24 protein-coding genes are annotated in these 25763 nt (G+C 59.7%); 11 read left to right on the top strand and 13 right to left on the bottom strand.

The genetic code is table 11. The features are described 5' to 3' along the window. The first annotated feature begins 47 nt into the window (after nucleotides 1-47). Together FHL07_RS00890 and FHL07_RS00885 are read left to right on the top strand one after the other, a co-directional pair. Nucleotides 48-1343 carry an MFS transporter gene (locus FHL07_RS00890; protein ID WP_095018532.1) on the top strand — a complete coding sequence of 432 codons (1296 nt, stop codon included), beginning with the start codon at nucleotides 48-50 and terminating at the stop codon, nucleotides 1341-1343. Nucleotides 1344-1363: 20 nt separating this feature from the next. Then, on the top strand, nucleotides 1364-2338 hold the full coding sequence (locus FHL07_RS00885) for a 2-hydroxyacid dehydrogenase (RefSeq protein ID WP_095038919.1): 975 nt from the start codon (nucleotides 1364-1366) through the stop codon (nucleotides 2336-2338). Here FHL07_RS00885 and FHL07_RS00880 read toward each other — a convergent pair whose 3' ends face one another. Genes FHL07_RS00880 through FHL07_RS00865 form a run of 4 tightly spaced genes read right to left on the bottom strand, consistent with a single transcriptional unit; the run spans nucleotide 2339 to nucleotide 6119 of the window. Further along, nucleotides 2339-3418: a polyamine ABC transporter substrate-binding protein gene (locus FHL07_RS00880; RefSeq protein ID WP_095026223.1), complete on the bottom strand. Its 1080-nt coding sequence runs from the start codon at nucleotides 3416-3418 to the stop codon at nucleotides 2339-2341. Between the two features lie 54 nt (nucleotides 3419-3472). Further along, the gene (locus FHL07_RS00875; RefSeq protein WP_095000145.1) at nucleotides 3473-3814 is read right to left on the bottom strand and encodes a cupin domain-containing protein; all 342 of its coding nucleotides are present in this window, start codon (nucleotides 3812-3814) and stop codon (nucleotides 3473-3475) included. A gap of 31 nt (nucleotides 3815-3845) precedes the next feature. Beyond that, on the bottom strand, nucleotides 3846-5252 hold the full coding sequence (locus tag FHL07_RS00870) for an NAD(P)/FAD-dependent oxidoreductase (protein ID WP_138737958.1): 1407 nt from the start codon (nucleotides 5250-5252) through the stop codon (nucleotides 3846-3848). A gap of 48 nt (nucleotides 5253-5300) precedes the next feature. After that, nucleotides 5301-6119: a helix-turn-helix domain-containing protein gene (locus FHL07_RS00865; protein WP_095000619.1), complete on the bottom strand. Its 819-nt coding sequence runs from the start codon at nucleotides 6117-6119 to the stop codon at nucleotides 5301-5303. Nucleotides 6120-6360: 241 nt separating this feature from the next. On the opposite strand from FHL07_RS00865, the gene FHL07_RS00860 reads away from it, so the two are divergent. Further along, the gene (locus FHL07_RS00860; RefSeq protein WP_176464278.1) at nucleotides 6361-6639 is read left to right on the top strand and encodes a DUF1652 domain-containing protein; all 279 of its coding nucleotides are present in this window, start codon (nucleotides 6361-6363) and stop codon (nucleotides 6637-6639) included. A gap of 86 nt (nucleotides 6640-6725) precedes the next feature. Here the strand turns inward: FHL07_RS00860 and ggt are convergent, their stop codons facing one another. After that, entirely contained in the window at nucleotides 6726-8501 is a 1776-nt protein-coding gene (ggt, locus tag FHL07_RS00855; protein ID WP_238705495.1) for a gamma-glutamyltransferase, read from the bottom strand. A 68-nt stretch (nucleotides 8502-8569) separates the two neighbouring features. Further along, entirely contained in the window at nucleotides 8570-11041 is a 2472-nt protein-coding gene (locus tag FHL07_RS00850) for a UvrD-helicase domain-containing protein (RefSeq protein WP_138737956.1), read from the bottom strand. Nucleotides 11042-11298: 257 nt separating this feature from the next. Between FHL07_RS00850 and FHL07_RS00845 the strand changes: the two genes are divergently transcribed. The 4 genes from FHL07_RS00845 to FHL07_RS00830 all read left to right on the top strand — a co-directional run bounded on the left by FHL07_RS00845 (nucleotide 11299) and on the right by FHL07_RS00830 (nucleotide 14014). Beyond that, nucleotides 11299-11994, top strand: a complete 696-nt coding sequence (locus FHL07_RS00845; RefSeq protein WP_095018528.1) for a pirin family protein — start codon at nucleotides 11299-11301, stop codon at nucleotides 11992-11994. Nucleotides 11995-12167: 173 nt separating this feature from the next. After that, nucleotides 12168-12335: a hypothetical protein gene (locus FHL07_RS00840; RefSeq protein ID WP_238705488.1), complete on the top strand. Its 168-nt coding sequence runs from the start codon at nucleotides 12168-12170 to the stop codon at nucleotides 12333-12335. A 273-nt stretch (nucleotides 12336-12608) separates the two neighbouring features. Further along, nucleotides 12609-13355 carry an outer membrane beta-barrel protein gene (locus FHL07_RS00835; protein ID WP_095000140.1) on the top strand — a complete coding sequence of 249 codons (747 nt, stop codon included), beginning with the start codon at nucleotides 12609-12611 and terminating at the stop codon, nucleotides 13353-13355. A gap of 242 nt (nucleotides 13356-13597) precedes the next feature. Further along, nucleotides 13598-14014 carry a hypothetical protein gene (locus FHL07_RS00830; RefSeq protein ID WP_095000139.1) on the top strand — a complete coding sequence of 139 codons (417 nt, stop codon included), beginning with the start codon at nucleotides 13598-13600 and terminating at the stop codon, nucleotides 14012-14014. A 72-nt stretch (nucleotides 14015-14086) separates the two neighbouring features. Here the strand turns inward: FHL07_RS00830 and FHL07_RS00825 are convergent, their stop codons facing one another. The 7 genes from FHL07_RS00825 to FHL07_RS00795 all read right to left on the bottom strand — a co-directional run bounded on the left by FHL07_RS00825 (nucleotide 14087) and on the right by FHL07_RS00795 (nucleotide 23612). Next, the gene (locus FHL07_RS00825) at nucleotides 14087-16300 is read right to left on the bottom strand and encodes a TonB-dependent receptor (RefSeq protein WP_138737955.1); all 2214 of its coding nucleotides are present in this window, start codon (nucleotides 16298-16300) and stop codon (nucleotides 14087-14089) included. Nucleotides 16301-16414: 114 nt separating this feature from the next. After that, on the bottom strand, nucleotides 16415-17410 hold the full coding sequence (locus FHL07_RS00820; RefSeq protein WP_138737954.1) for a siderophore ABC transporter substrate-binding protein: 996 nt from the start codon (nucleotides 17408-17410) through the stop codon (nucleotides 16415-16417). Continuing rightward, on the bottom strand, nucleotides 17407-18186 hold the full coding sequence (locus FHL07_RS00815) for an iron ABC transporter ATP-binding protein (RefSeq protein WP_138737953.1): 780 nt from the start codon (nucleotides 18184-18186) through the stop codon (nucleotides 17407-17409). Before FHL07_RS00815 ends, FHL07_RS00820 begins: the two co-directional genes overlap by 4 nt. Beyond that, nucleotides 18183-19133 (bottom strand): iron chelate uptake ABC transporter family permease subunit, encoded by a 951-nt coding sequence (locus FHL07_RS00810; protein ID WP_095024638.1) that lies wholly within the window; start codon nucleotides 19131-19133, stop codon nucleotides 18183-18185. Before FHL07_RS00810 ends, FHL07_RS00815 begins: the two co-directional genes overlap by 4 nt. Continuing rightward, complete coding sequence (locus FHL07_RS00805; RefSeq protein ID WP_138738086.1) at nucleotides 19130-20071, bottom strand: ABC transporter permease; 942 nt, start codon at nucleotides 20069-20071, stop codon at nucleotides 19130-19132. Before FHL07_RS00805 ends, FHL07_RS00810 begins: the two co-directional genes overlap by 4 nt. Next, a complete protein-coding gene (locus FHL07_RS00800) occupies nucleotides 20071-21831 on the bottom strand; it encodes an ABC transporter ATP-binding protein (protein WP_138737952.1) in 1761 nt (586 codons plus the stop codon). The genes FHL07_RS00805 and FHL07_RS00800 overlap by 1 nt, the downstream gene beginning before the upstream one ends. Beyond that, nucleotides 21825-23612, bottom strand: coding sequence for an ABC transporter ATP-binding protein (locus FHL07_RS00795; protein ID WP_138737951.1), 1788 nt, complete (start codon nucleotides 23610-23612; stop codon nucleotides 21825-21827). Before FHL07_RS00795 ends, FHL07_RS00800 begins: the two co-directional genes overlap by 7 nt. A gap of 193 nt (nucleotides 23613-23805) precedes the next feature. On the opposite strand from FHL07_RS00795, the gene FHL07_RS00790 reads away from it, so the two are divergent. The 4 genes from FHL07_RS00790 (at nucleotide 23806) to FHL07_RS00780 (ending at nucleotide 25627) form a co-directional block, all read left to right on the top strand. After that, nucleotides 23806-24429, top strand: coding sequence for a TetR/AcrR family transcriptional regulator (locus FHL07_RS00790; protein ID WP_138737950.1), 624 nt, complete (start codon nucleotides 23806-23808; stop codon nucleotides 24427-24429). Nucleotides 24430-24580: 151 nt separating this feature from the next. Beyond that, on the top strand, nucleotides 24581-24748 hold the full coding sequence (locus FHL07_RS23575) for a hypothetical protein (protein WP_165446467.1): 168 nt from the start codon (nucleotides 24581-24583) through the stop codon (nucleotides 24746-24748). A 33-nt stretch (nucleotides 24749-24781) separates the two neighbouring features. Then, on the top strand, nucleotides 24782-24991 hold the full coding sequence (locus FHL07_RS00785) for a hypothetical protein (protein WP_138737949.1): 210 nt from the start codon (nucleotides 24782-24784) through the stop codon (nucleotides 24989-24991). Nucleotides 24992-25081: 90 nt separating this feature from the next. Then, complete coding sequence (locus FHL07_RS00780) at nucleotides 25082-25627, top strand: DUF4410 domain-containing protein (RefSeq protein ID WP_095018520.1); 546 nt, start codon at nucleotides 25082-25084, stop codon at nucleotides 25625-25627. The last annotated feature ends 136 nt before the right edge of the window (nucleotides 25628-25763 follow it).

Here is a 25763-nt window from a genome sequence, read left to right as displayed (position 1 = left end):
CTGTCACCTGCTGCGAAAAAACAAAAACAAGCTCAGGAGCACCCTCTATGCAATCCCTAAAACTCGCCGCCCGTCGTTGGTGGTACATCATGCCGATCGTGTTTATCACCTACAGCCTGGCGTACCTTGACCGTGCCAACTACGGTTTCGCAGCTGCCTCAGGAATGGCCGAAGACCTGAACATCACTCCCGGGCTGTCGTCGTTGCTGGGCGCGCTGTTCTTTCTTGGCTATTTCTTCTTCCAGGTACCCGGGGCGATCTACGCCCAGAGAAACAGTGTGAAAAAGCTGATTTTTGTCAGCCTGATCCTCTGGGGCAGCCTGGCCACATTGACCGGCGTGGTGTCCAACGCCTACTGGCTGATTGTTATCCGTTTTACCCTCGGAGTGGTTGAAGCCGCCGTAATGCCGGCCATGCTGGTGTACCTGTGCCACTGGTTCACCCGTGCCGAACGCTCGCGGGCCAACACCTTCCTGATCCTGGGCAACCCGGTGACCATGTTGTGGATGTCAGTGGTATCGGGTTATCTGGTGCAGCATTACAGCTGGCGCTGGATGTTTATCGTCGAAGGTCTGCCTGCAGTGCTTTGGGCCTTTATCTGGTGGCGCCTGGCCGATGACCGTCCAAGCGAAGCCAAATGGCTGAGCAATCAGGAGAAACAAGACCTGCAAAGCGCACTGGATGCCGAGCAAGTGGGCCTCAAGCCGGTGAAAAACTACGCTGCAGCGTTCCGTACGCCCGCCGTTATCCTGCTGGCCTTGCAGTTTTTCTGCTGGAGCATCGGCGTGTACGGCTTTGTCCTGTGGCTGCCGTCGATTCTCAAGCAAGGCGCGCAGATGGACATGATCGAAGCCGGCTGGCTCTCGGCCCTGCCCTATTTGGCAGCCGTGATTGCGATGCTGGTGGTGTCCTGGGGCTCGGACAAAATGCAAAAGCGCAAACGCTTCGTCTGGCCACCGCTGCTGATCGCGTCTGTGGCGTTCTACGCTTCCTACATGCTGGGCGCTGAACACTTTTGGTGGTCCTACGCGCTCCTGGTCATTGCCGGGGGCTGCATGTACGCCCCTTATGGTCCGTTTTTCGCCATCATTCCGGAAATCCTGCCCTCCAACGTGGCCGGTGGTGCCATGGCGCTGATCAACAGCATGGGCGCACTGGGTTCGTTTGCCGGTTCGTACCTGGTGGGTTACCTGAACAGCTCCACCGGCTCGACGGGCGCATCGTTTCTGTTGATGAGTGGCGCGCTGATGATTTCGGTACTGCTGACCCTCATGCTCAAACCCGCTGCCAAAGACCCTGCTGCGCCGCAACACAGCACCTCGCAACGTCTGGCCCACTCTTGAATTCAATGTCGGTGAATCCCTTGAAAAAGAATGTAGTGCTCTACAAAGAACTGTCCCCGGAACTGATGCAGCGCCTGCAAGCCCAGGCCGATGTCACGCTGATCAAGAAGCTTGACGCCGCAGGCATGGACCAACTGCGTGCCGCCCTGCCCCGGGCGCAAGGCATTCTGGGCGCAAGCCTGAAGCTGGATGCGCAACTGCTGGACCTGGCACCGAACCTTGAAGCAGTCGCCAGTGTGTCGGTGGGTGTCGACAACTACGACATCGACTACATGACCGAGCGCAAGATCCAGCTCACCAACACCCCTGACGTGCTCACCGAAACCACTGCAGACACCGGCTTTGCCCTGGTCCTGGCCAGCGCCCGGCGGGTGGTTGAACTGGCCAACATGGTGCGCAACGGCGAATGGCAGAAAAACGTCGGCCCCGAGCATTTCGGCACCGACGTTCACGGCAAGACCCTGGGTATTATCGGCATGGGCCGTATCGGCGAAGCCCTGGCCCAGCGCGGCCATTTTGGTTTCGGCATGCCGGTGATTTACCACAGCAACTCGCCCAAACCCGCAGTAGAGGCGCGTTTCAATGCGCAGTACCGCAGCCTCGACGAGCTGCTGCAAGAAGCCGACTTTATCTGCCTGACCTTGCCCCTGACCGCACAAACCGAGGGTTTGATCGGCGCCGAGCAATTTGCCCTGATGCGCCGCGAGAGCATTTTTATCAATATCTCCCGAGGCAAAGTGGTGGACGAAGCGGCGCTGATCAACGCCCTGCAACAAGGTCAGATCCGCGCTGCCGGGCTGGATGTGTTCGAGCGCGAACCGCTGGAACTGACCTCGCCCTTGCTGAAGCTGGATAACGTGGTGGCCACGCCACATATCGGTTCGGCCACCTTCGAAACCCGCGAGGCCATGGCCCGTTGCGCGGTCGAAAACCTGCTGGCGGCATTGGCCGGTGAACGCCCGGCCAATCTGGTCAACCCGCAAGCATTGCGCTAGTTACTTGCCGCTTTTGATATTGGTCCAGACACGCGTGCGTACCCGGTCAATATTCAGCGGCATGGCCTCCAGGGCAAACAGCTTGTCCATCATGACGGGGGTTGGATAGACCTTGGTGTCAGCCTTGATTTCAGGGCTGACCAAGGCATCGGCCTGCTCGTTGCCATTGGCGTAGTGCACGTAGTTGGTGATCCCGGCCATTACATCCGGGCGCAGCAGGTAGTTCATAAAGCTGTAAGCAGCTTTTTCGTCAGGTGCATCGGCGGGCATGGCAACCATGTCAAACCAGATGGCGGCACCTTCCCTGGGAATCGAATAACCGATTTCGACGCCATTTCCGGCCTCTTTAGCGCGGGTTTCGGCCTGCAAGATATCGCCAGAGAAGCCTACGGCCACGCAAATATTGCCGTTGGCCAGGTCGCTGGTGTACTTCGATGAGTGAAAGTAGCTGATATAAGGTCGGACCTTGAGCAGCATCTCTTCAGCTTTCTTGTAGTCAGCCGGGTTTTTGCTGTGATGAGGCAACCCCAGGTAGTTGAGTGCCGCTGGCAAGATCTCCGGGCCATTATCCAGAATCGCCACGCCGCAGGATTTGAGTTTCTCCATATTCTCGGGCTTGAAGATCAGATCCCAGGAATCCACCGGCGCGTCATCCCCCAGCACGGCTTTTACTTTGGCGATGTTATAGCCAATGCCGGTGCTGCCCCACAGGTAAGGAAAACCATGTTCGTTGCCCGGATCATTGACCTGCAGTGCCTTGAGCAGCACCGGGTTGAGATTCTTCCAGTTTGGCAACTGGCTCTTGTCGAGCTTCTTCAGCGCCTTGCCCTGGATCTGCCGCGCCATAAAGTGGTTGGACGGAAACACCACGTCATAACCGGATGAGCCCGTCATCAACTTGCCGTCCAGCGTTTCGTTGCTGTCAAACAGGTCATAGCTGAAAGCAATGCCGGTATCGCGCTGAAAGTTCTTCATCGTGTCGGGGGCAATGTAATCCGACCAGTTATAGACTTTTACGGTTTCACCGGCCTGACACAAGGTAGTGGCCAGCATCAGGGGCAACAGGCTTATACGGATCATGATTCGATTCCTTGCATGTTTTAGGCAGCTGTTTTTATAGGCAGGTTTCGGCGATCAAAGGATCAATACATAGGTCTTGCGCACGGTTTCCTGGATATCCCAGATACCGGTGCTGTTGGCAGGCAACATCAGTGCATCGCCCGCTTCTATGGTCAGGGTTTCACCGTTGTCCGGAGTAAAGGTGCAGCGGCCTTGAATGAAGTGGCAGAACTCCTGCTCCATGATCTGCCGGCGCCATCGGCCCGGGGTGCATTCCCAGATACCGGTTTCGACGCCGTCGTTACGCTCCACGCAGGTCACCGAGGTCACCGCCACCGGTGTACCGAGGGGCGCGGCCACGGGGAAAGACTCCTGCAACGTCACCTGGGCGGTGTTTTTGAACTGGGTAATGCTCATGGCGTGCTTCCTGTTGAACGCAAATGTCGGATTACTTCATAAAGCCTTCCATCACCCCGGCCAGGCGGCGGGCAAATTGCCGACGCCAAGGCGGGCTGTTGGGGTTGGCCAGGGTTTTGTCTTCGTACACAAAGCTGCGAATGATTGCGTTGTAGCCCAGCCAGCGGCACGGCTCTGGCTCCCAGCTCTTCAGCGCACCCAACCCGCCTTCGGTCAAGACCCAGGGCTGGCGGACTTCGAGGGTGTCGCGCTGCAGGATCAGGTCGGCCAGGGTGCGCCCGCCCAGATGGCTGGCCCCCACGCCCTCGCCACCGTAGCCGCCGGCCAGGGCAATGCCCTGCTGTCGATCACACAGCATGTGCGGCTGAAAACGTCGCGACATCCCCAGGTTGCCACCCCATGCATGGCTGATTTCGACGTTTTTCAGTTGCGGGAACAGTTCGCTGAACAAATAGCGACGCAGTTCGATTTCATCGCTGCTGAGGTCAAAGTTCTCACGCAGGCGCCCGCCAAACTGATATCCGCCCCGGGCACCAAATACCAGGCGGTTGTCGGCCGTGCGCTGGCCGTAAGTGACCTGACGGCTGCTCTCACTGAAGGCCTGGCCCTTGCACAGGCCAATCTCGTCCCACGTGGCTTGAGGCAATGGCTCTGTTGCCACGATCAGACTCTGTACCGGCAGTTGATAGCGGCCCAAAGGCGCCAGGGTGTTGGCATAACCTTCCACGGCAGGCACCACCCAGCGGCTGCGCACCTGCGCCCTGGCCGTGCGCAGGAACCCTGCCTGCCACTCGGATACCGGGCTTTGTTCGTAGATCTGTACACCCATGCGCTCAACGGCGCGGGCCAAACCACGCACCAGTTTGGCCGGGTGAAGGGTGGCGATGTGCGGTGTGAAAATCCCGCCATATGGCCGGTTGATACGGATCTGTTGCGCCAGTTCGGCCGGGGTGAGCCAGCGGTAGTCGGCTTCGTTCAGGCCTTCGGCATACAGGCTGGCCAGATAACTGCGCAAGCTGGCCTCCTGCTCCGGGTAGCGCGCCGCGCAATACAAGGCGCCCCCTTTACGGTAATCGCAATCGATACCCTCACGATCGATAACATTCTTCACTTCATCAGGAATACCGTGCAACAAGTCGAAGGATTCCCGGCGCTGCTCCCCAGGCAACCCTGCGAGCAAGCGGTCTTCGCCCAGCAAGTTGCCCATCAGCCAGCCGCCGTTGCGTCCGGAGGCACCAAAGCCCGCTGTTTGTGCCTCGACGATGGCAATGCTCAGTTCAGGCGCATGGCGCTTGAGGTAGTACGCGGTCCACAGCCCGGTATATCCGGCGCCGATGATAGCCACATCGACATCCAGATCGTGCTCAAGGGACGGTCGGGGTGCGAGTTCCTCCCCAAGCTGGTCCATCCATAAACTGATTGAGCACCATGCTGGCATTACCGACTCCACACCGATCCAGGAATGGCTCGATCCTAGTCGCAGGCATCAGGGCGCGTCTTGCGTGCGTGCCCGCAAAGAAATTTGTTTGGCATAAGCCTTGGGCGATTGCCCGGTGTGCTGGCGAAAACAGCTGTAAAACGCCGAAATCGAGTTGAAGCCTGCCGAAAAGGCCAACTCATCAACCTTGACCGACGTCTCGGCGGCATCCATCGCAGCCAGTACATGGCGTAATCGTGCGTGATTGAGATAGCGGTAAAAGCTTTGCCCCAGCACCTGATTGAACAGATACGACAGCTGATTGCGTGTATAGCCACAGGCTTTGGCCACTTGTTGCAAGTCCAGCTCGGGGTCGAGCCAGGGTTGCTGTCGTTCGAAGTAGGTTTGCAGGTCACGGGCCATAAAGCCCAGCTGCCGCGCCGAAAGCCCCAGGCGGCTGACCGCGGGGCGTGTTGAGCCCTGCCGTGCCGGATTGACGGCTGACTCATGAACCAGCGAGGCGTACTCGTTGACGCGCCAGATCAAACCATCGCGCACGGTAATGGCTTCACTGGCACGAAATGACACCAACCCCTGGCTGCCGCGCAAGGTCATGCGGTATTGAATAAAGGCGGTATTGCCATCCAGACGGATGCGATCACTGTGCTCAAGGGCTTCATCCGGTTCTCTGGGCATGGACGACTGCACATACTCGCGCAGTTCATTGAACACCATGACCCGATTCTGGAAGAAGTCGTTGTAGGTCACATCGGGGTGATACAACGCCATTACCCCGTCCAGATCCCGATGCTTCCAGCACAGGTGGTAACGCAGCACGGTTTCGCCGGTGGCGCGGGTATTTTCGGGACCGTCGTCTGGAGCTGGCATGGGGGGCTCGAAGGTAAAAAAACACAGAGTGCCGAGTTTGCCCATGGGCTTCAATGGGTACTGGCTGCGGATAAATAACCTAAGTGCATGATTCACATCAAAGTACGGGCAAACAACCGGGTTGCGGGAAAAATAAGGCTTAGCAGCAACTCTCCCGAGTGTTAGGTTTGATCACGAAATACTTGAAAACCTATGCGGTCAGAAACAACCGCCCCTTATCTTGAGCTAAAGGAATTGCTCTATGTACCCCATGGACAACATCAACAAAGTCACCTTCCCCAATGCCTGCCAACTGATGCGCTGGCACTTCCACCCGATGGGCTTCGAGGCAACCATGGACGCACCAGGCAGCATGGTCGCCCGTTTGTTTGACCGTGCCAGTGGTGAAACCGTGATTACCGTCGCCGGTATCCCCTGCTCGGCGGTGATGACCCCCGGTCAAGTGGGGCGCCTCATTCAATGCGTAGAAGACGAACTCGAGAGTTTTGTGCCGCCGCTGGCATGGCAGGCACAGGCCTGATTTTGCAGCGCCTGTAGATGCTCTGTGGCAGATCAGTACCCTCTCCGTGCGGGAGAGGGTTGGGCTAAGGGGCTTTTGACTGCGTATCAATCCCCTGAAGCTGTACCTTCACGTCGCGGATCGGCACCACCCACCCAGCCGTTGTTGTCACGCACAATAATCTGCGTGCCACTGGTCATTTCGATCAGCGCCACCTTGTGCCCGCGGTCTTGCAACTGTTGCACCAGCGCCGGGCTGAACCGGCCAGCCTCAAGCTCAGTGTCCACATTGCGGCTGCCAAAGTTGGGCAGGCTGATTGCGTCCTGGGGGTTCAGCTTCCAGTCCAGCAGGCCAACTACCGACTTGTTGACGTACTCGATGATTTGCGAGCCACCCGGTGAACCAATAGTTGCGACCAATTCGCCACTTTTGCGTTCGAACACCAGGGTCGGGGCCATTGAAGAGCGCGGGCGCTTGCCCGGCTCGATGCGGTTGGCCACCGGCTTGCCGTTTTCTTCGGGAATAAACGAGAAGTCGGTGAGCTGATTGTTCAGGATAAAACCCTGGGTCATTACGTGCGAACCAAACGCAGCCTCAACCGAAGTGGTCATGGCGATCGCCCCGCCCTGGTCATCGACAGCGGATATGTGGGAGGTCGAAATACGCAGTGGCGAGCGATCAGGGGCCAGGGCAAGGTTAATGCCTGCCGGAACACCGGCCTCGGCACGGCCCATGCTCTTGTCACCGATCAGAGCGGCCCGCGTCCTGAAATAGGCTTTATCCGTCAGCCCTTTCACATTGACTGGTACGAAGTCGCTGTCCGCCAGGTACTGTGCCCTGTCAGCGTAAGCCAGGCGCTCGGCTTCTGCGATCAGGTGTACCGCTGAAGGCGAAGGCTCAAGACCTGCACCGGAGCTGCTCGGTACGGGGGGCATGCTGGCGAGATCGAGGGCCGGGGATTTATCTTGCAGGGCCTCAAGAATCCCCAGGGTCTGCAACACGGCGACACCGCCCGAAGACGGTGGTGGCATACCGCAGACTTGCCACTGCTTGTAATCCGCACACACCGGTGTGCGCTCCCTGGCCTGGTAACCACTGATATCCGCCAGGGACAGGGTCCCGGCACGAGGGTGGGATCGAACGTTGTCGACCATCGCCTGCGCGACGGCCCCCTGGTAAAACCCATCGGCGCCACGGCTGGCAATTGTTTGCAAGGTGCGTGCAAGTTCCGGGTTTTTCAGCAAGGTGCCAACCGGCAACGCTTGCCCTTGAGGTGTAAGGAAATACCGGGCCATTTCCGCCGAGCCGGCGATAAACCTGTCGGCGGCGATTTGCGTATGCAAGCGCTGGGAAACAGGAAAACCTTCGCTGGCCAGTTTGATTGCCGGTAGGAACAGATCACTCCAGGGCAGTTTGCCATGCTGCTGATGGGCCATTTCCAGCGCCCTGAGCACCCCGGGCACGCCGACTGAACGTCCGCCTATCTGGGCCTCGGAGAAAGGCATCGGTTGACCTTCTGCCCCCATGAACATCCCCGGGGTGGCACCTGCCGGAGCAGTTTCGCGGCCATCATAGGCCTGCACCCGCTTGCCGTCCCAGTACAGAATAAACGCACCGCCGCCGAGGCCACTGGACTGGGGTTCAACCAGTGCAAGTACGGCTTGCATGGCGATTGCTGCATCGATTGCCGAGCCGCCCTTGCGCAGTATTTGCTGCCCCGCCTCAGTGGCCAGCGGGTTGGCTGCAGCAGCCATATGCCGGGTGGCGTGTACCGGGGCCATATCGGTACGCAAACCCGAGGCTATTTCGGGCGCAGGCGGCAACTCGGAGGGCTTGTGCAGCTCGGGCTCCCCGGTACTGCATCCGGCCGTCCACAGGGCCAGGGCTGACAAGGCGAATACGCGCAGACTGTTGTTTTTGGCAAGCAGAAGATCAATCAAAAGGTATTCCTTCAATTATTGTCAGTGAGTCGCAAGTCCTGAAAGAACGCCTTGCCCTGGGGCACACGGTCCGAGGCCCTGGGGATATTCGGACCCTGGGCATCCTGGTTTTCCACATACCAGTAACAATGCTTCACTGCCCGGGTAATACCGACGTAGGCCAGACGCAGGATTTCATCTTTCTGGGCATTGTCATACGGCTCGGGGTCACCCTCCTTACCCAGACCGGCCATGCGGTAAACCTGGTTCTTATAAGGTGAGGTTGTCAGATGCTGACAATCCCCCAGCAGGAAAACAGCATCCGCCTGCAAGCCCTTGGAGCTGTGATAGGTCAGCTGCTTGAGCCTGCGATCTTCCGGCGCCAACCTCGAATCAACATTAACTACTGATTGAATATCCTTTTCTATCAGTAACTTATCGCTGCTTTTTCGAAACAACATCAAGATACTGTCCCCGGCGTTGTAATGCTCGATCAACTGCGCGGCCAACCCCTGGTCATCGCGATGCAGCACATTGACCGGGACTGCCACCTTGGGCTCACCGCTGGCCTTGGCCCGCTTGCCGGCAATGGACGGCGCGGCACGCACGATATGTTCGGCGGCATCGATGATGTGTTGATGGCTGCGAAAGTTGTCACTGAGCATCACCCGGGTGGTGGCAGGTGACGGAAATTCCTTGTTGAACTCCATGAAGTATTTGGGCGAACTGCCCCGCCAGCCGTAGATCGATTGCCAGTCATCGCCCACACACAACAACGATGAACGCTGGGCTCCACGGCCTACATGCATGGCCGGGCCACGGCTGCGGATCTCGCGCAAGCTGGCGCGTAGCCAGGACACGATCTGTGGTGAGACATCCTGAAACTCATCAATCATCAAGTGCGACAACGGCCGCAGTTGCTCATGGCTGAGCAGCTTGAAGTTCTGCGGGGTGTTCTCGCCAAACAGGGAGAACATGCGGTTATAGGTCATCACCGGCGGGGTCTGTGCCAGCAGGTGGTCTTCCAGCGCCCGCCAGAACAGGCTCAAGGCCTCAAAAAAGAAACGGTCCGGATCATCCTTGGCAAAGCGCATATCGCCCACTGCGGCGGACACGTCCAGCCCCAGGTTTTCAATAAAACTGGCGGCGGCGACAAAACTGTCGAGCAAAGGCGCCGAGCCCAACTCACCTTTGAGCTTGTAATCAAAGCCGGGGCCTGCGCTGGCATCCCCAGCGAGGGCACTGACTACACGCTTCGCAGATTCGTAGTTTTCCAGCCATATCAATGGCTTGCTGCAAAAAGCTTGAAACAGGGTGCGCTTGACTGCCCACTCGGCGCGCACGCTGAGCTTGGCCCCGGGGCGGCAGATCTGCGGGTTTTCACGGGGATCGAAGCCCAGTACCACCCAGGCATCCAGCTCGGCAATATAGCCGTGGCAATGGAACTGCGCGCCATTGATCTCGATGGTTTCGCGGTTGGGCTCAATGCCTTTGATCGGCCAGGCGCCGGCGGCAAACCAGAGGTCTTCCAGGGTGTCGCAGAGTTCTTCGTCGCGCCTGGCGGCCAGTTCGGTCACCGCCATGCGTTTTTGCACATCAGGATGGTCGCGCTCCAGCTCCTTGAGCTGCAAGGCATGCAGTCGCAGTGGTGCCAGGGTCTGACGGAAGCGCTCATCGCGGTTATATAGCCCGTGATAACAGGCATTCAGTTGCTGACGCTGGGCATCGTTGATCCGCAGGTCAAACGGGTTGCTGTCGGTCTCGTCGTCGTTGAGCAGGCTGCGGCTATTCAGGGTCTCGAAGGCCTGTAACTGGCTATAGCCGGGCAAGCTGCGCACCATGGGCAAAATCCGCGAGTGAAAGGTACGCACCACATCCCGGGCTTCCTTGAGCGACAGATTGCGCCCCCACAAGGCGAAGATTTCCTGCAGCTTCTTGATAAAGTCCTTGCGCGACTCCCGGGTAAAGGTCACCACGGTCATCGAATCGAGTTCAAAGCCCAGGTAATGGGTCAGTAGCAGAATGCGCAACACCAGCGAGGTCGACTTGCCGGCTCCGGCGCCTGCAACCACCGAGGTCGACGGGGTATCACTGAAAATCATCTTCCACTGTGCGGCACTGGGCTGGGCATGCTCGGGCAGGTTGGCAGCCACGTCGGCCTTGATCAGCTTTTTCAGTTCCGGGCCCAGCGGCAGGCGCCAGTCATCGAACAGGTTCTCGTCGATCCCGGGAGCACGCAGCTCCTGCGGGCGCATATCGCTGATAAACAGCACCTGGCGACCCTCTTCGAGCCCTTCCGCATGCCCCTCCTTGAAACCGTAATCCACCCCGGCACTGTGCCCGCTGCGGAACCCGTCTGCCTGGCCCTGCAGCCAGGACGGCGCATGTTGCGCGCGCAAACGGCTCAAGCCACTGCCAAACACACGCGCGGCAAGGCGCTTGAGCAAGGGCAATTGGGTAATGGGGGCAAGGTCTTCAGGCAGTTCGGGATTGTGTTGCGGCACGCTGACTCCAGGGTGTGAGGCTGTCCGGGTGGAGGGGCTATGGTCACCCCATTGCGCGCCGATTTCTAGCTAATTGCTTGGGCATCAGCCGTTTAGAGCCTGTATTAAAGGTAAATAGCGATTGACTGGCTTGCTAATGCATCTATTAAACCGATTGGTTTAACGCATTTTTTCAGCTTTTTATCGATATGTTGCTGATGGAGAATCACCTCATCGCCAACCGGTCAACCCTTGGCACCCTTCTCAGGAGAAGCATCATGCTTGAACTCAGACCTTTCAATACGCTGGGCGGAGCAAACCACGGCTGGCTGGACGCCCATCATCACTTTTCGTTTGCCGAATACTACGACCCGCAGCGGATGAACTGGGGCAACCTGCGGGTCTGGAATGACGACGTGATCGCCCCCGGCACCGGCTTCCCGAAACACCCGCACCGCGACATGGAAATCATCACTTATGTCCGCGAAGGTGCTATCAGCCACGAAGACAATCTGGGCAACAAGGGTCGTACCGAAGCCGGTGATGTACAGGTGATGAGCGCCGGTACCGGGATTGCGCATAGCGAATACAACCTGGAGTCCACACCGACCCGGATCTTCCAGATCTGGATCGTACCCAACCAGCAGGGTGATGCTCCGGCGTGGGGCGCCAAGCCTTTTCCCAAGGGCGGCCGTGAGGGTTTTGTGACCCTGGCCAGCGGCAAGGAGGGTGACCCTGAAAGCCTGCGCATTCGTGCCGATGCGCGACTGGTAGCGGCGAACCTGAAGGCCGGGGAAACCGCCGAGTACCGTCTGGACAGCGGCCGGCGAGCCTACCTGGTGCCTGCCACCGGGGTGATTGAAGTCAATGGCCTGCAGGCCAGCGCACGGGACGGTGTGGCCATTGTCGATGAGACCGTGCTACGGGTCACCGCGATTGAAGACAGCGAGATTGTGCTGGTGGATGTGGCCTGATTCGCCTGTTGCGGCGGTCGACGTACGCTGTGTAATCTCCTGTCGCCCGGTCTTTGTGTTTGGCGCAAGGCGCCACCTCCGTGAGGCGCTTTTTTACGGCCTGCGTTTTATGGTGGCCGTGCGCAGGGTGCCCTCGGGCACACCGGTTCCCAAACACGCCGGTCTACTAACCTGTGCACGGCTGCCACCACATTCGTTTAGTCGCGAAAAGTGGCAGCTCCCTTGAGGCGGGGAATGGTCTGAGCGGCCCTGCGCGCGACCTGGTGTTGTCGACCCTGCACCTGGTGGAGCTGGCCAAGGGGTATGTCGACAAGTCGCTGGACACGCTGGTAACGCACTAAAGCAGCACGCGCCTGATTGGCGACAGGCGCGTTATTTCTTTCAGTGTGTTTGCTCCTCCGGGATCTATGGCCACGGGTTTGCAGCCCTCAAACCTGCAATAGCGGTGAGCAGCCACAACGGCTCAAGGTCAAAAAAGACCCCGGTGGGTATGGGGCAGCAAAACTTGATTGGGAGCGGGTTTTAGCTTCTTATCGATTCGCTCTGAACTTATCAGAGTCGTTATATCTAAATAGCCGTAAACATTTTTATCTACGTCATGGAGACATTCACGAATGCTTACCGCAAAACTGCTGCGTCACACCTGTGCCCTGGCGCTGTTCGGCGCACCATTGGCAGTGATGGCAGCCCCAAGTACTGACCCGCTCTTCACCGTCGGTTTACTGGGCTCCTACACCAAGTTCAAATTCGAAGGTGGTAGCAAATCCGACAAGGAGGATATGGGCCAGGCCGGTGTGTTCGCCAACTTTGGCAACAAGATGACCGCCGAATCCGGTTTCATCTACCAGATCGGTGGTGAAGCCAAATACAGCAAGAAAAACGACAACAAGCTCAAGGAAGCCCAGGCCGACCTCGACCTTGGCTGGCGCGCAGCGCTGGATGCCCGCAACTTCGTCGACGTTATCGTCGGTGGCGGTTACAGCTGGACCCGTTTCGAACCTGAAATCAACGACCTGGACACAACGTTGACCTTCAAATCGCCGTTTGCCAAGGCCGCACTGGGTTACAACCACCAGTTCGACACCTCGACCCTGCGTGTAGAAGTAGGCGCCCGTCACGCTATGGATGGTCGCGCACGGCTGAAAGTCGACGGCTTCGGCAGCGGCAACGTCGACATGAAAGACCGCACCAACCCCTACGCTGAAGTTTCGCTGCTGATGAACCAGAACGGTGATATGCCGATCAATGCAGGCGTGTACTACACCCGTACGGAGTACAAAATCGACGAAGATTCGCCGATTGCCGACAACACCAAACTCAAGCGTGACGAGTTCGGCGTGAAGGTCGGCCTGGCATTCTAACGCTTCTGGCAGGCCCCTTCAGCTGTCGGGGCCTGCATCGGCCGCATCGCCGCGGCTGCCCCTGCCTGATTCAGGCATCACTCAATGAGCCTTTTGCTGCGGAAAATCTATTTGCTTCCTGCAAATAGGGGACGCTATGCCGTTATCGAACTTTATGCCAGGTAAGCCGTCAAATTCTGTACAGGCAGGATTCTTACTCTCCTGCATACATCTCTTGATCACTTTCGATTCAGGTGAATGACATGCGTATTACATTACCCGCCCTGGTGCTGGGCATCGTGATTTCGCAGGGAGCAATGGCTGCCGGGGATGGATCTGCCGCGGTCGGAGGCGGTGTTGGCGGCGCACTGGGCAATATTGTCGGTCAACAGCTGGGCGGCTCTTCAGGAGCGGCGATCGGTGCAGGTGTGGGCGCCGCTGCCGGTAGTGCAGTGGGTGCACCCAGAGGCAGTAAAACCGAAGCCGCCATCGGTGGCGGCGTCGGTGGCGCTGGCGGCTCGCTTATCGGCGGTCAACTGGGCGGTTCCACCGGCTCTACCATTGGTGCCGGGCTGGGTGGCGCAGTAGGTGGTGCAGTGGGCAATAACCTTGGCGACGACGGCGACAGACACAGCTCCGGCGGCAAGGGTAAGCACAAGCACAAACATAAGCACCGTTGACTTTCCAGTGTCCAATGGCCAAGAGCCCGACTTCGTGTCGGGCTTTTTTATTCGATATCTGGCGGCCCGCCTTTAGAAGTCAATGGTCGCGGACAACTCAAAGGTACGCGGCGCACCCAGGCCCAGGCTGGACAACAGCGGCGTCCCCCAATAGGCCTTGTTGGTCACGTTGTTCACACTCCCACGCAACGTCACCGGTTGGCTGGCCACCCGGGTGCTGTAGCGTGTGCCCAGGTCGTAGACCGTGTAGCCCGGTATCGACTGGGTATTATCGGCGCTGATGTATTGCTTGGACACCGAGGTGGCGTTGGCCGTCAGTGTCAGGCCTTCGATGACCGGGGTGTCCCATTCCACACCCAGCTTGCCCTGCAGCCGGGGCTGGCCAATGGCGGTCTTGCCCTCGTTGGTGCCGCCCTGGGCCTTGGTGATTTTCGGGTCGACATGGGCCACACCGCCCATCAGGCGTACGTCGTGCAGCGGCGAGCCGAAAAAGCCCCACTCGACCCCTCGGTTACGCTGCTCGCCACCAAAGGAAAAGATATTGGTATCCGGGTCCAGGTAGCTGCTGGGGCGGGTAATTTCATACAGGCTCAGAGTGTGGGTGAAGTCACCGAGGTCTACCTTGAGGCCTACTTCCTTCTGCTTGGACTTGTAGGGGGCGAACACGTCACCGAAGTTTTTCGCCGTCATCGGTGCCGCCGCGCCCTCGCTCAGGCCTTCGATGTAGTTGGCATACACCGACACCTGGTCGGTGATCTTGACCAGCAGTGCCGCTGCCGGGGTGGTGGCGCCTTCGTCATAGCGGTTGGTGCGTGCGCCGGTGGATGTGCTGAAGCTGTCGGTCAGCACTTGCTGGCGACGTACACCCAGGGTCAGTTGCACCCGGTCTTCGAGAACCGACAGTGTATCGGCCAGGCCATAGCTGGTCAGGCGGCTCTTGGTATGGGCAATGTACGGGAAGCTCTTGGCCGCAGCTGGCCCCCACTGTGGGTGGTAGATGTTGGTGACCCAGTCCGCGCCCGGCACCGAGCGGCGCCCGTAGTCCTTTTGAGTGTCGCCGTAGTGTGTGGCATTGAGGGTCCATTGATGCTTGATCGCGCCAGTCTGCAGGTTGCCCTTGAGGCCGACCTCGCCGGAGGTTTTCTCCAGGTCCATTTTCAGCTGGCCCATGGAGGTCTTGAAGTCACCCGCGTCGTTGAACACCGTCGCCATCATGGTGCCGCTGTACTCGTAATGGGTTGTGCTCATGCCATACGCCGCATAAGCCATCAGGTTGTCGCTCAGGTCGAACTCACCGCGCACGATGGCCCCCCGGTCCGTGGTTTGCACATAGGCCCAGTCAGGGTTGAGCAGGGTGTCGGCCTTGGGCGGTTTGGGCACGGCCACGCCGGAAGCCAGGTTGATACCGCGGTTCTGCCCGCGCACACGGTCTTCACTTTGATACAGGTCGGCAGACAGCCGCACGCGTTCACCGCGCCAGTCCAGGCCCAGGGACGTGAGCTCGGCTTTCTGCCGCTGGTGGTTGATTGCGCCGTCACCGTCACGGTACACACCGTTGAAGCGTACGCCGAATTGCTGGTCTTCACCGAAGCGCCGGCCCACATCGAGATGGCCACCGAACTGCGCATCGGACATATAGGTGCCCGTCAGCCGTGTCAGCGGTTCGTCGCCGGCCCGTTTGGGTACCAGGTTGACCGCCCCTCCGACCGAGCCTCCCGGCGGCATGCCATTGAGCAAGGCCGACGGGCCCTTGAGCACTTCGATACGCTCATACATTTCCGGTGAAATCCGGTAATACGGGGCCACCCCAAACAGCCCGCCCATCATCACGTCGCTGATATTGCTGGCGAAGCCACGGATAGAGTAGTTCTCACTGAAGGTCCCGGTCAGGCCGTTGCTGAACACCGAGGGATCGGTCGCGGCAATCACCTGGGTGATGTTCTGCGCCTGACGGTCGGCAATGTACTGCTCCGTATAGCTGATGGTACTGAACGGGGTTTCCATAAAGTCCTTGTTGCCCAGCAGCCCAACCCGGCTGCCATAGGCCACCTGCCCGCCTGCGTAACCGGGCGGCAAGTCGGCCGGGGTGGCCATATGGCCCTCAACCATCGTGGCAGGCAGCGTTGATGCGCCGGGTTCTTTCTCGTCGGGGATGGTCTCGGCATCGGCTGCCAGGCTTGTCATGGCCAGCGTCAGCAACATGGCATGTACCGCCGTGGCGGTACGGTTCAGGGCAAAAACTGCGCGCGGGGGCGCAATGCGGGTAGGAAAATGACAGTGACTCACGTGAAGACTCCGTTGGACTGGCAGGGAATGGTTTTTGTTAATCTGAATCTAAGGAATGGTTCTAATGAGAATCGTTATATGGCCAGAAAAATGCCTGGCAGCCGCCTTCAGGCGTTAGCCCTGATAGCCCTTGATGACATCGTCGATTACCAGTTTCAGGGCGGTCGGACTGGCACCTGTGACGTACCAGGCCTGGGGATCGACAACGATCACCCGGCCGTTTTTCCAGGCGTTGGTCTGGCGCAGCAACGGGTTGCCCAGGCTCTCGATAGCCATTGCCGGGCGGTGTTCCATTACCGCCGTACGGTCCACGATGTAGATGATGTCGGGGTTGGCCTGCTGGATAAATTCGCTGGATACCGGTTGCCCATGCAGCCCCGCCTCTGCCGTAGGGCTGGCGGGTTTGACGCCCAGGCCGGTGAAAATAAAGCCGTAGCGCGACTGCACGCCGAAGGAGCTGAACGCGCCGTTGTTATGCAGCACCACCAGCGCTTTTTCAGGGCGCCCGCGGGTGATGCCTCTCGCCTCCTCGACTTTCGCGTCCAGTGCCCGGGCTTTTTCCTGCGCGAGCCCCTGTTTGGCGAACATCTGCCCCAGGGTCAGCAGGTGCTGCCTGATAACCTCGATATGGCGGGTCTCGCTGTCACGATAATCGACATCGAAATGAACGGTCGCGGCCATCTCGCTCAAGGCTTGATAGTGGTTGGCCTGCAGTGAGGTGATCAGGATCAGGTCCGGCCTGGCGGCATGTACCCGTTCCAGGTTGGGCTGCACAATCGACCCCAGATCCTCGACACCCGGTGCATCCCGATAGCGGGCGAGAAAGTGCGGGATGAAATCCTTGGGCATGCCCGCCACGGGGACACCCAGTTGATCGAGGAAGTCGACTTCATTCATGTCCAGTGCAACCACCCGCTGCGGTACACGTTCAATGACCGTGGTGCCCAACTGGTGTTGCACCGTAAGCGGCGCAAAAGGCGTCTGCACGGCTTGCACAGCGGTGGCGGCCCGTGGGGGCTCTGCCGGTTTGTCATTGCAGCCCTGCACTGCCACGGCCGCGCCGAGCAGCAGGGCCAACGGCCATAACCGATCTTTGTTGTGGATCATCATTTCGCGTCTCTTTCCAGGGGGTTGAAGTAGTTGCACAGGCGACCGCGCGGGCTGTGGGTGATCTCGAAGTCCAGCCCGTAGAGTTCGCCCAGCCGCGCTTCAGTGATCACCTCGTCAACGCTGCCGGCGCAATGCACCGCGCCCGCCTTCATCGCAACGAAGTGATCGCAGTAGCTGGCGGCAAAGTTGATGTCATGCACCACCAGAATCACCGTGCGCCCCTGTTCGTCGCACAAGCGGCGCAGCGCCCGCATAATCTGTACGGCGTGCTTGATATCGAGGTTGTTCAGCGGCTCATCGAGCAGCAGGCAATCGGTTTGCTGGGCGATGGTCATGGCCAGAAAGGCCATCTGCCGCTGCCCGCCGCTGAGTTCGTCGAGGTAGGCATGGCGCAGCGCTTGCAGCGACAGAAAGGCGATGGCCTCGTCGATGATCCGTTGATCTTCGCCGGTCAACACACCGCGGCTGTATGGGAAGCGCCCGAAGGCAACCAGTTCCTCCACCCGAAGGCGCAGGTTGAAGTCCGGTGACTGGCGCAAAGTGGCCACGCGCCTGGCGTAATCGCCAATCGCGATACCCGCGACCCCACGCCCCTCGATGCGTACTTCACCGGCCGTGGGCTCCATCAGCCGCGCTATCATCATCAACAGCGTGGTTTTGCCCGCGCCGTTGGGGCCGATCAGCGCCGTCAGTTGCCGGGGCGGGAAACTCGCGTCGACACCGCGTAGTACGGTCTTGCTGCCATAGGTTTTATGGATGCCGTGAACAGTGATCATGGAGCTCCTCGGGTACGCACCATCAACACCAGGAAATACCCGCCGCAGACCAGGTTGACGAGAATGCCGACGGTGGTTTTGTAGTTGAAGACATGCTCGACCAGCAGTTGCGCAACGATGAAAATGCCGATGGCAATCACGCTGCCCAGCGCCAGCGTGACCCGGTGCCTGAAGGTGCGGGCCAGCGCATAGGTGATGTTCGCCACGAAGATGCCCATAAATGCCGTGGGCCCCAGCAGGCTGGTTGAGACCGCCACCAGTGCCGCAATCAGCGCCAGGTGCAGGCGCACGCTGCGCCGGTAATCGACCCCCAGGGACATGGCCTGGTCGCGCCCCAGCGCCAGCACATCGAGGGTTGCCAAGGTTCTGCTGCCCACCAGGCACACGGCGCCCACCAGCAGCCCCGCAATCAGCAACTGCTGCGGCTGGACGCGGTTGAACGAAGCCAGGCTGAAACCCTGCAAAACCGAAAACTCGCCGGGGCTGACCTTGAGCTGGACAAACTGGGTGAACGTGCCTATCACCATCGTCAGCACCAGCCCGACCAACAGCAGGAAATACACGTTGCTCTTGCCGTTGCGCAGCAGGTAACGATGGATAAGCCACGAGTAGCCAAGCAACAGCAGCACAGACACCAGAAAGTTGCCGTTACTGCCCAGTAACACCGCACTGCCGGTGCCCAGCAACAACACCAGCAAGGCTTGCAACAGCAGGTAAATGGCCTCGTAGCCCATGATTGCCGGGGTCAGTATCCGGTTGCCGGTGAGGGTCTGGAACGTGATCGACGACCAGGCGATGCACACACCGCCAATCACCATGGCCATAAGCCGGGCGATCCGCTTGGGGATTACATAATCAAAATCCATGCCCGACCCCAACAACACGAAGGTCAGCGCCAGGGCCGCCACCAGAACCCATACCCCATGCCGGGGTTGCAGACGCCTCATCGGTGCCTCCAGATGATCAGTGCCAGGAACAGCACACCGCCCACGCTGCCTGCCATCAAGCCGATGGGCACTTCAAACGGGTAAATCAGCAGCCGTCCGAGGATGTCGCACACCAGCAGCATTGACGCGCCGCCCAGGGCAACGATGGGCAGCGTACGGCCCAGGTGGTCGCCATAACGCAGCGCCACCAGGTTGGGAATGACCAGTCCGACAAAAGGAATCGCCCCTACCGTGATGACCGTGGCTGATACTGTGACCGCCACCAGCAGCAAGCCCAGGGCAACGTTTGCCGAGTAGTTCAGGCCCAGGCTTGTAGCCATGCCCTCACCCATGCCCAGCACGGTGAAACGGTGGGCATACAGATAGGCCAGGGCAACAATCGGCAAGATCAGGTAGATGATCTCGTAGCTGCCCTGCACCACCCTGGAAAAGTCGCCCAGCAGCCAGCCCTGCATGCTTTGCATGATGTTGTGGTGGTAGGCGTAGAACTCGGCAATGGCGCTCAGCACGCCGCCATACATCAGGCCGATGACCGGCACCAGCACCGTGTTTTTGAATCGGATCCGGCGGATGATCACGACAAATATCAGCCCCGAGGCGAAACAAAACACCAGCGCAAACAGCATGCGCCCTGTCATGCCGGCGCCGGGCACCGCAGCCAGCGATACCAGGATGCCGAGCCTGGCCGCATCCAGCCCGCCCGAAGTGCCTGGCTCGACGAACTTGTTGTGCACGATGTGTTGCAGGATCACCCCGCACACTGCCAGGCCAGCCCCGGTCAGCACCAGCGCCGCCAGGCGCGGCAAGCGGCTGGCCGTGAGCGTCAGCCAGGCATCGCCCGACAAGGACCACAGCTGCGACCACTCCAGTTGCCGGGCCCCCACCAGCAGTGATGTGACGCAGAGCATGGCAAATACCCCTAGCCATCGTGCCCGCATCATTGCAGCTCACTGCCGCTTGCCACCCGCCAACCCTTGGCAGCCCGACGCTGTTCAAGAAACTTCGCGTAACGCCCCTTGGCGGCAAGCAATGCCGCGGGCGTGCCCTGCTCGGCCACCCGGCCGTGATCCAGTACCACGATCCGGTCGGCCATCGACACCGTAGCCAGTTGATGCGCAATGACCACCAGCGTGCGCTGCCCGCGCAACCTGGCCAGTGTCCGGGCGATCACGTGCTGATTCTCGGCATCCAGCGCCGCAGTGGCTTCATCCACCAGCAAGATGGCCGCCTCCTTGATCAGTGCGCGTGCAATTGCAATACGCTGGCGCTCACCGCCCGACAGCCGTGCACCACCCTCGCCCACCGGTGTGTCGAGGCCTTGCGGCAAGCGCCCGACAAGTTCGCCAAGCCCGGCCTGCTGCGCCGCCTCGAGGATTTCGTCAGCATTGGCGGTGGGTTTGCCGATGCGGATGTTGTCGGCAATGCTGCCCTGAAACAGGTAACAGTCCTGGAATATCTGACTGATCTGACCCGCCAACTGGCTGTCGGACATGTGCCGCACATCCACACCACCCACGAGCACGCACCCTTCGCGCGCATCGAAAAACCGTGCGATCAGCCGTACCAGCGTGGTCTTGCCCGAGCCCGAAGCACCGATCAACGCTGTCATGCTGCCCGGCTCAATACGCAGGCTGACATCATGCAGCACATCGGGTTGATCGGGCGCGTAAGCCATGCTCACTGCGCGCAACTCTATAGAGCCATCCCGTGGCGGTTGTGGCTGATCCGGCTCCGGCAAGGGCCGGGCGGCAAAGATGGCCTGCACCGCGTCAAGTTGACCGCTGGCACTGCGCAGGATCTCGGCATAACCGGCCACGTCCAGCAACGGCTCGATATAGCGGCTGCTCAACAACAGCGCAACGACTACCGCAATCACCGAAGCGTTATCCCGCGTGTCGCCCATCAGCCCGTTAAGCCACAAGGCGGCTGCGATCAACAGGGCCGCAAAGATCACCTGCACGACCCAGGTATTGAGTACCACCGAAAGCGATGACTGATAGATCAGGCGCAGCCCGGACTGGCGCTGGCGCTCGAGCGCCTGTTCCAGCAACTGCGTCCCGCCCCCTTCGCCATTGAACGCGCGCAGTACCGATTGCGCCTGGGCAAACTCGACCATGCGCTGGCTGGCATCCGCGAAGTGCCGCTGGAAAGCCCGGTCAGTACGCTGCCCCAGGCGCGCGCTCAACAGCAGCGCCCCTGCCAGTACCGCAAGCCCCAGCAGCGCAATCAGCCCCAGTGGCCAATGCACGGCAAACAGTGCGGCGACGATCACCAAAGGCGTCACCGCGCCACTGATCACAGGGGTGAAAACGTGCGCCGGCAACTGCGCCACCGCCATCATGCCCTGGGTAATTACATGCCCCAGATGGCCGGTGTTCTGCGTCGTAAACCAGCCCAGGGGCAATCGCGCCACATGGTCGCCGATGCGCTGGCGCGCCCCCTGCAAAAGGGCCACGCCCACCGCGACACCGGCGCGCTCCACCCGGCGCCGGCAGGCCCAGCACACAGCCATGCCGGCAAGCGTCAACAGCAGCCACAATGCTGCACCTCGTAGATCGTTAGCGAGCAAATGCCCCAGCACCGGTACCAGGGTGGTGAGTGTCAGCCCGCTGAGCAAACCATAAAACACTGCCATCCAGACATAACGATGCAGCACGGGCGCGTCGTCGCCCAACAGTTCTAACAAGGGTTTCAGCATGACGGCACCGCCAGTTCTGCAGAGAATGAGTAGTCGCCCTGCGCCCACAGGCGGGCATAAAGGCCCTTGCGGGCAAGCAGTTCGCCGTGGGTGCCCTGCTCGTGAATCGTGCCGTTGTCGAGCACGATGATCTGGTCTGCGTGCATCACGGTGTCGAGCCGGTGCGCGATGACCAGCAAGGTGCGGCCGCCGGCAAAACGCGAGAGTGCATCCTGGATGGCCACTTCACTTTCGGCATCCGCCGCCGCCGTGGCCTCGTCGAGCACCAGCACGGGCGGATCGAGCAACACGGCACGGGCGATGCTCACCCGCTGCAACTCACCGCCGGAAAACTGCGCATCCTCACCCACCACCGAGTCATAGCCACGCGGCAGGGCAACAATGCGCGCATGGATATTGGCCGTGCGCGCAGCATCCTCAATCTGCTGGCGGGTGGCCGTTGGTCTGCCCAGGGCAATGTTGTCGTGCACACTGGCGTGGATCAGCCGTACCTCCTGCAATACAAAACCGATATGCCGGTACAGGGTTGCCGTCTCAATCTGACGCAGATCCACACCCCCCAGGGTGATACGCCCTTGCGTCGGGTCAAAAAAACGCAGCAGCAGGCGCGCCAGGGTTGACTTGCCGGCGCCGGAGCACCCCACCACAGCGGTGGTCGTGCCGGGTTTGAGAACCAGGTTGATGTCCGCCAGCCCCCGGCCCGCGCTTTCATAGCAGTAGCCAACGTGCTCAAAACCAATTTCGCTGCCCCGGGGCATCTGCTGCATGCCCGGTGCCGGTTGCTCCAGCACCGGTGTATCGAGCAGGGCCTGCACACGCCGGGCCGCACCCACTGCATTGTTGAGGTCATGGGTGATGTAGTGCAGCAACAGCAAGGGGCCACACAGGCCCGGAGTCACCAGGGCGAACGGCAGCACATCCAGCGCAGCGATCCAGCCCAGTGCCACGAACAGGGTGCCGAACGCCAGCACGCCGCCCAGCACCGCGACCGGCGCGATCATTGCGTTGGCATTGGCCATCGAACCCACCAGCGGGCGAGTGAAACCGACAAAAGCCCGGGCGAAGGCATCGACGGCCTCACGGTAACTGCCGTGTGCCTTGCCGACAGCCCCGAACGACTTCACTACCGGGATGCCATTGACGAACTCGACCACGGCATTGTCGATACGCCCCATGCCCTCGACAAACGCCTGCATGTTGCTCTCGCTGGCTTTCATGGCGCGGGTAAAAAACAGGAAGAACCCCGGGAACGGCAGGATCGAGACAATTGCCATGCGCCAGTCCATTACAAACAGGTAGACCAGCGAGAACACAATGGCGCCGACCGCTCGCCCCACGGTGGTGTAGAAATGCGCCGTCAGGCTGTGCAGGGTATTGATGTCATCCTGCATCGCCTGCTTGACCTCACCCGAGCCCCGGCTGGTGAACCAGCCCAAGGGCACGCGGCTCAGGCGCTGCACAATGGCCAGGCGCAGGTGGTGGGTAATACGGTTATCCGCCAGATGGGCCAGCAGCTCCCCGGTGGATATCAACAACATGCCCGCGCACAGACTCGCCACGCCGATACCTACTGCCCGCCACACCTCATGAGCAGTGATTGCGTTGTCACCCAGAACCAGCCCGGCGACATGCGCAATACCTGCCAGCGGTACCAGCGTCAGCATGGCGCCAACGCCCGCAAGCAGGGCGGCAATCAGCAGCCGCCCACGAATCGGGTGAAGCACCTGGCTGACAGGGCCACGCATCTTGGGTGTGGCCGCAGCCGTGTGAGGAGTTTCCATGCCAGTCAAACATCCGCAATGTCATAAGAATGGAAGGCCACTGGCATTCCGGTTAAGCGCAAACAAGGGGGGTGTGTGCGCAACTGATAGTGGCTCGCAAATGAGAACCTTAATTAGTTGCATGACTATAAACTAATTTGCGAAATGCTGACAAGACAGCTACAAGACACTCCTCACCGATCAAGGAACGGCCATGAACGCCTCACAACCACCCGCGACCCGCGGGCGTCCTCGCACCATCACCCGCGAGCGCATCGTCGAAGCAGGCATCGAGATCGGCCTGCCGGGTATCACTTTTGTCGGCGTTGCTGCCGCTTTGGGGGTCAGTCATATGGCGCTGTACAAGCATGTTGCCAATCTGGAGGCGCTGAAGAATCTGATCGCCGAAGAGATCTTCACCCGCTGGCAGATACCGCGGGTCGACACCGATCAGCGTGGTGAACTCAAGGACTACCTGACGGTGTTTGCCACCTCGGTGCGCCTGTTTGTAAAGGCCCACCCCGGCCTGACGCCCTACGTGATTCGCCGGTTGGCGGCGACCCAACCGATGCTCGCCAAGATCGACGAGCATCAGAGCCATATCGCCCAGGTCTACGGCATTACAAAGGCGCAGGCCCGCTGGCTGCTGGCAACCGTGGCCTTCCACGGAATTGCCGTAGCCGACACGGTGTATTCAGTCACCGGCCAGCCCGTTGAAGAAGCCCAGCGCCTGGCCGAAGAAATCGAGATGGAGGCCGAGCTGGACCGCGGCATGCGTGCACTGATCGTTGGCGCACTGGTGCTCATGGATGAAGAGGAATTCCAGGCAAAGCCATAGGTTTGACATCATGTAAATCAATAACTTGCATATGACTGTTCATGTAAATCATTTTGTTTGCGCCGTCATTGCCAGGGAACTACTGAGCGAAATCGAGTCCAATCAGGTTCATGTCGTTCAGGATCTAGATGATGAAAACGCAGGCACACCGATGAGCAGTAAAACCAACCACGGCTGGGCCTGGGCGTACCACAAGATTCGCGGCCTGCAATGCACACGGGTGACATCGGCCTACAGGGCCACCCTTTATGTGCTGCGTGGCGATACAGGCACCTTCCACAGCGATGCCAGTTGGCAAAAAAACCGCATCCGGCGCTAGTATGCAGCCATTACTTATGGCGCAATTTTTGACATGTCCAAGAAGCAAACCGCAGAAAACCCGGCAGTTACGGCAGCTGGCATAGAACAATCGATCCAGGCCCTCAACAAAATGGCCGAACGCCTGTGGGGTGATGGCCGCGAAGCCGAGGCCAAGGCCCTGATCGACGCGCTTGATGCTCTAAATCGGGCGCTGGACCGGATCCGGATTGGCGAAATCGGCCGGGCGGCGACGCTTCACTGATGCCGATACTGGCTAAGAGCCATTAAAGCCGGTGAAAAATCTGAGGCGTTGCGGTATAGATAGCGTTCATCCCCAGAATATGGACATTCAATGAACGCTTCCAAACTCTCGTCTGCGCTGTACTGTGCCGTGGCCATTTCACTGTTGAGCGGCTGCGCGGCCTCGGTTAAAAGCGGTGGCAGCCCCATGCTGCCGATCCAGGCAACGGCCAAGCAAAACCTGCGCGTCAACTTTGAAGGCAACAGCAAGGTTCAACAGAACGAGGACTGGCCCCTGCTGAAGCAAGAATGGAAGGAGGCCTTGCATGCCGAAGCCTCTGCAGAGGGCTACCGCCTTGCTGAGTCCCAACTGCTCAGCCTTGATGGAAAAGACGGTGTGGGCATCAAGATCAAAGTAAGCAACTTCCGCTACATCACGCCGGGTGCACGGTATGGCGCAGGCATCATGGTGGGGAATGCCTGGGTCAACTCAAGTGCAGACTTCACCGACCTGAAGACCGGCCAGTTGCTGGGGACCCGGACCTACGATACGTCATCATCGGCCTGGGAAGGCGTCATGTCGGCCATGACCCAGGAGCAGGTCGAAGCCATCGCCCGGCAAATCATTGCCGATATCAAAAGCGCCAAGGCCTATTGACCTTTTGCCCCGCAAGCGGGCCCTTGTACCTCAAGGGCCAGTAGCACAGCGCTTTTTATCACCCCCGGTTTCAACACCGGCGCCACCGATATCACCCTGCAAGTGATACAGGGCGCACTTTGCGACTAGGCTGCAT

It is taken from the genome of Pseudomonas sp. FSL W7-0098, from assembly GCF_005930585.1.
Lineage (GTDB): Bacteria > Pseudomonadota > Gammaproteobacteria > Pseudomonadales > Pseudomonadaceae > Aquipseudomonas > Aquipseudomonas bubulae.
The sequence above is the reverse complement of the archived record's forward strand: the minus strand, read 5'-3'. Positions and strand labels throughout refer to the sequence as shown.

Bases quoted from the DNA above. Each gene is read 5' to 3' on its own strand.
- FHL07_RS00835 (WP_095000140.1), top strand. From the start codon at position 12,609: ATGCTTACCGCAAAACTGCTGCGTCACACCTGTGCCCTGGCGCTGTTC.
- FHL07_RS00865 (WP_095000619.1), bottom strand. From the start codon at position 6,119: ATGCCAGCTCCAGACGACGGTCCCGAAAATACCCGCGCCACCGGCGAA.
- FHL07_RS00780 (WP_095018520.1), top strand. From the start codon at position 25,082: ATGAACGCTTCCAAACTCTCGTCTGCGCTGTACTGTGCCGTGGCCATT.
- FHL07_RS00800 (WP_138737952.1), bottom strand. From the start codon at position 21,831: ATGCTGAAACCCTTGTTAGAACTGTTGGGCGACGACGCGCCCGTGCTG.
- FHL07_RS00845 (WP_095018528.1), top strand. From the start codon at position 11,299: ATGCTTGAACTCAGACCTTTCAATACGCTGGGCGGAGCAAACCACGGC.
- FHL07_RS00805 (WP_138738086.1), bottom strand. From the start codon at position 20,071: ATGCGGGCACGATGGCTAGGGGTATTTGCCATGCTCTGCGTCACATCA.
- FHL07_RS00820 (WP_138737954.1), bottom strand. From the start codon at position 17,410: ATGATGATCCACAACAAAGATCGGTTATGGCCGTTGGCCCTGCTGCTC.
- FHL07_RS00810 (WP_095024638.1), bottom strand. From the start codon at position 19,133: ATGAGGCGTCTGCAACCCCGGCATGGGGTATGGGTTCTGGTGGCGGCC.
- FHL07_RS00815 (WP_138737953.1), bottom strand. From the start codon at position 18,186: ATGATCACTGTTCACGGCATCCATAAAACCTATGGCAGCAAGACCGTA.
- FHL07_RS00830 (WP_095000139.1), top strand. From the start codon at position 13,598: ATGCGTATTACATTACCCGCCCTGGTGCTGGGCATCGTGATTTCGCAG.
- FHL07_RS00890 (WP_095018532.1), top strand. From the start codon at position 48: ATGCAATCCCTAAAACTCGCCGCCCGTCGTTGGTGGTACATCATGCCG.
- FHL07_RS00790 (WP_138737950.1), top strand. From the start codon at position 23,806: ATGAACGCCTCACAACCACCCGCGACCCGCGGGCGTCCTCGCACCATC.
- FHL07_RS00860 (WP_176464278.1), top strand. From the start codon at position 6,361: ATGTACCCCATGGACAACATCAACAAAGTCACCTTCCCCAATGCCTGC.
- FHL07_RS00880 (WP_095026223.1), bottom strand. From the start codon at position 3,418: ATGATCCGTATAAGCCTGTTGCCCCTGATGCTGGCCACTACCTTGTGT.
- FHL07_RS00795 (WP_138737951.1), bottom strand. From the start codon at position 23,612: ATGGAAACTCCTCACACGGCTGCGGCCACACCCAAGATGCGTGGCCCT.
- FHL07_RS00870 (WP_138737958.1), bottom strand. From the start codon at position 5,252: ATGCCAGCATGGTGCTCAATCAGTTTATGGATGGACCAGCTTGGGGAG.
- FHL07_RS23575 (WP_165446467.1), top strand. From the start codon at position 24,581: ATGAGCAGTAAAACCAACCACGGCTGGGCCTGGGCGTACCACAAGATT.
- FHL07_RS00785 (WP_138737949.1), top strand. From the start codon at position 24,782: ATGTCCAAGAAGCAAACCGCAGAAAACCCGGCAGTTACGGCAGCTGGC.
- FHL07_RS00875 (WP_095000145.1), bottom strand. From the start codon at position 3,814: ATGAGCATTACCCAGTTCAAAAACACCGCCCAGGTGACGTTGCAGGAG.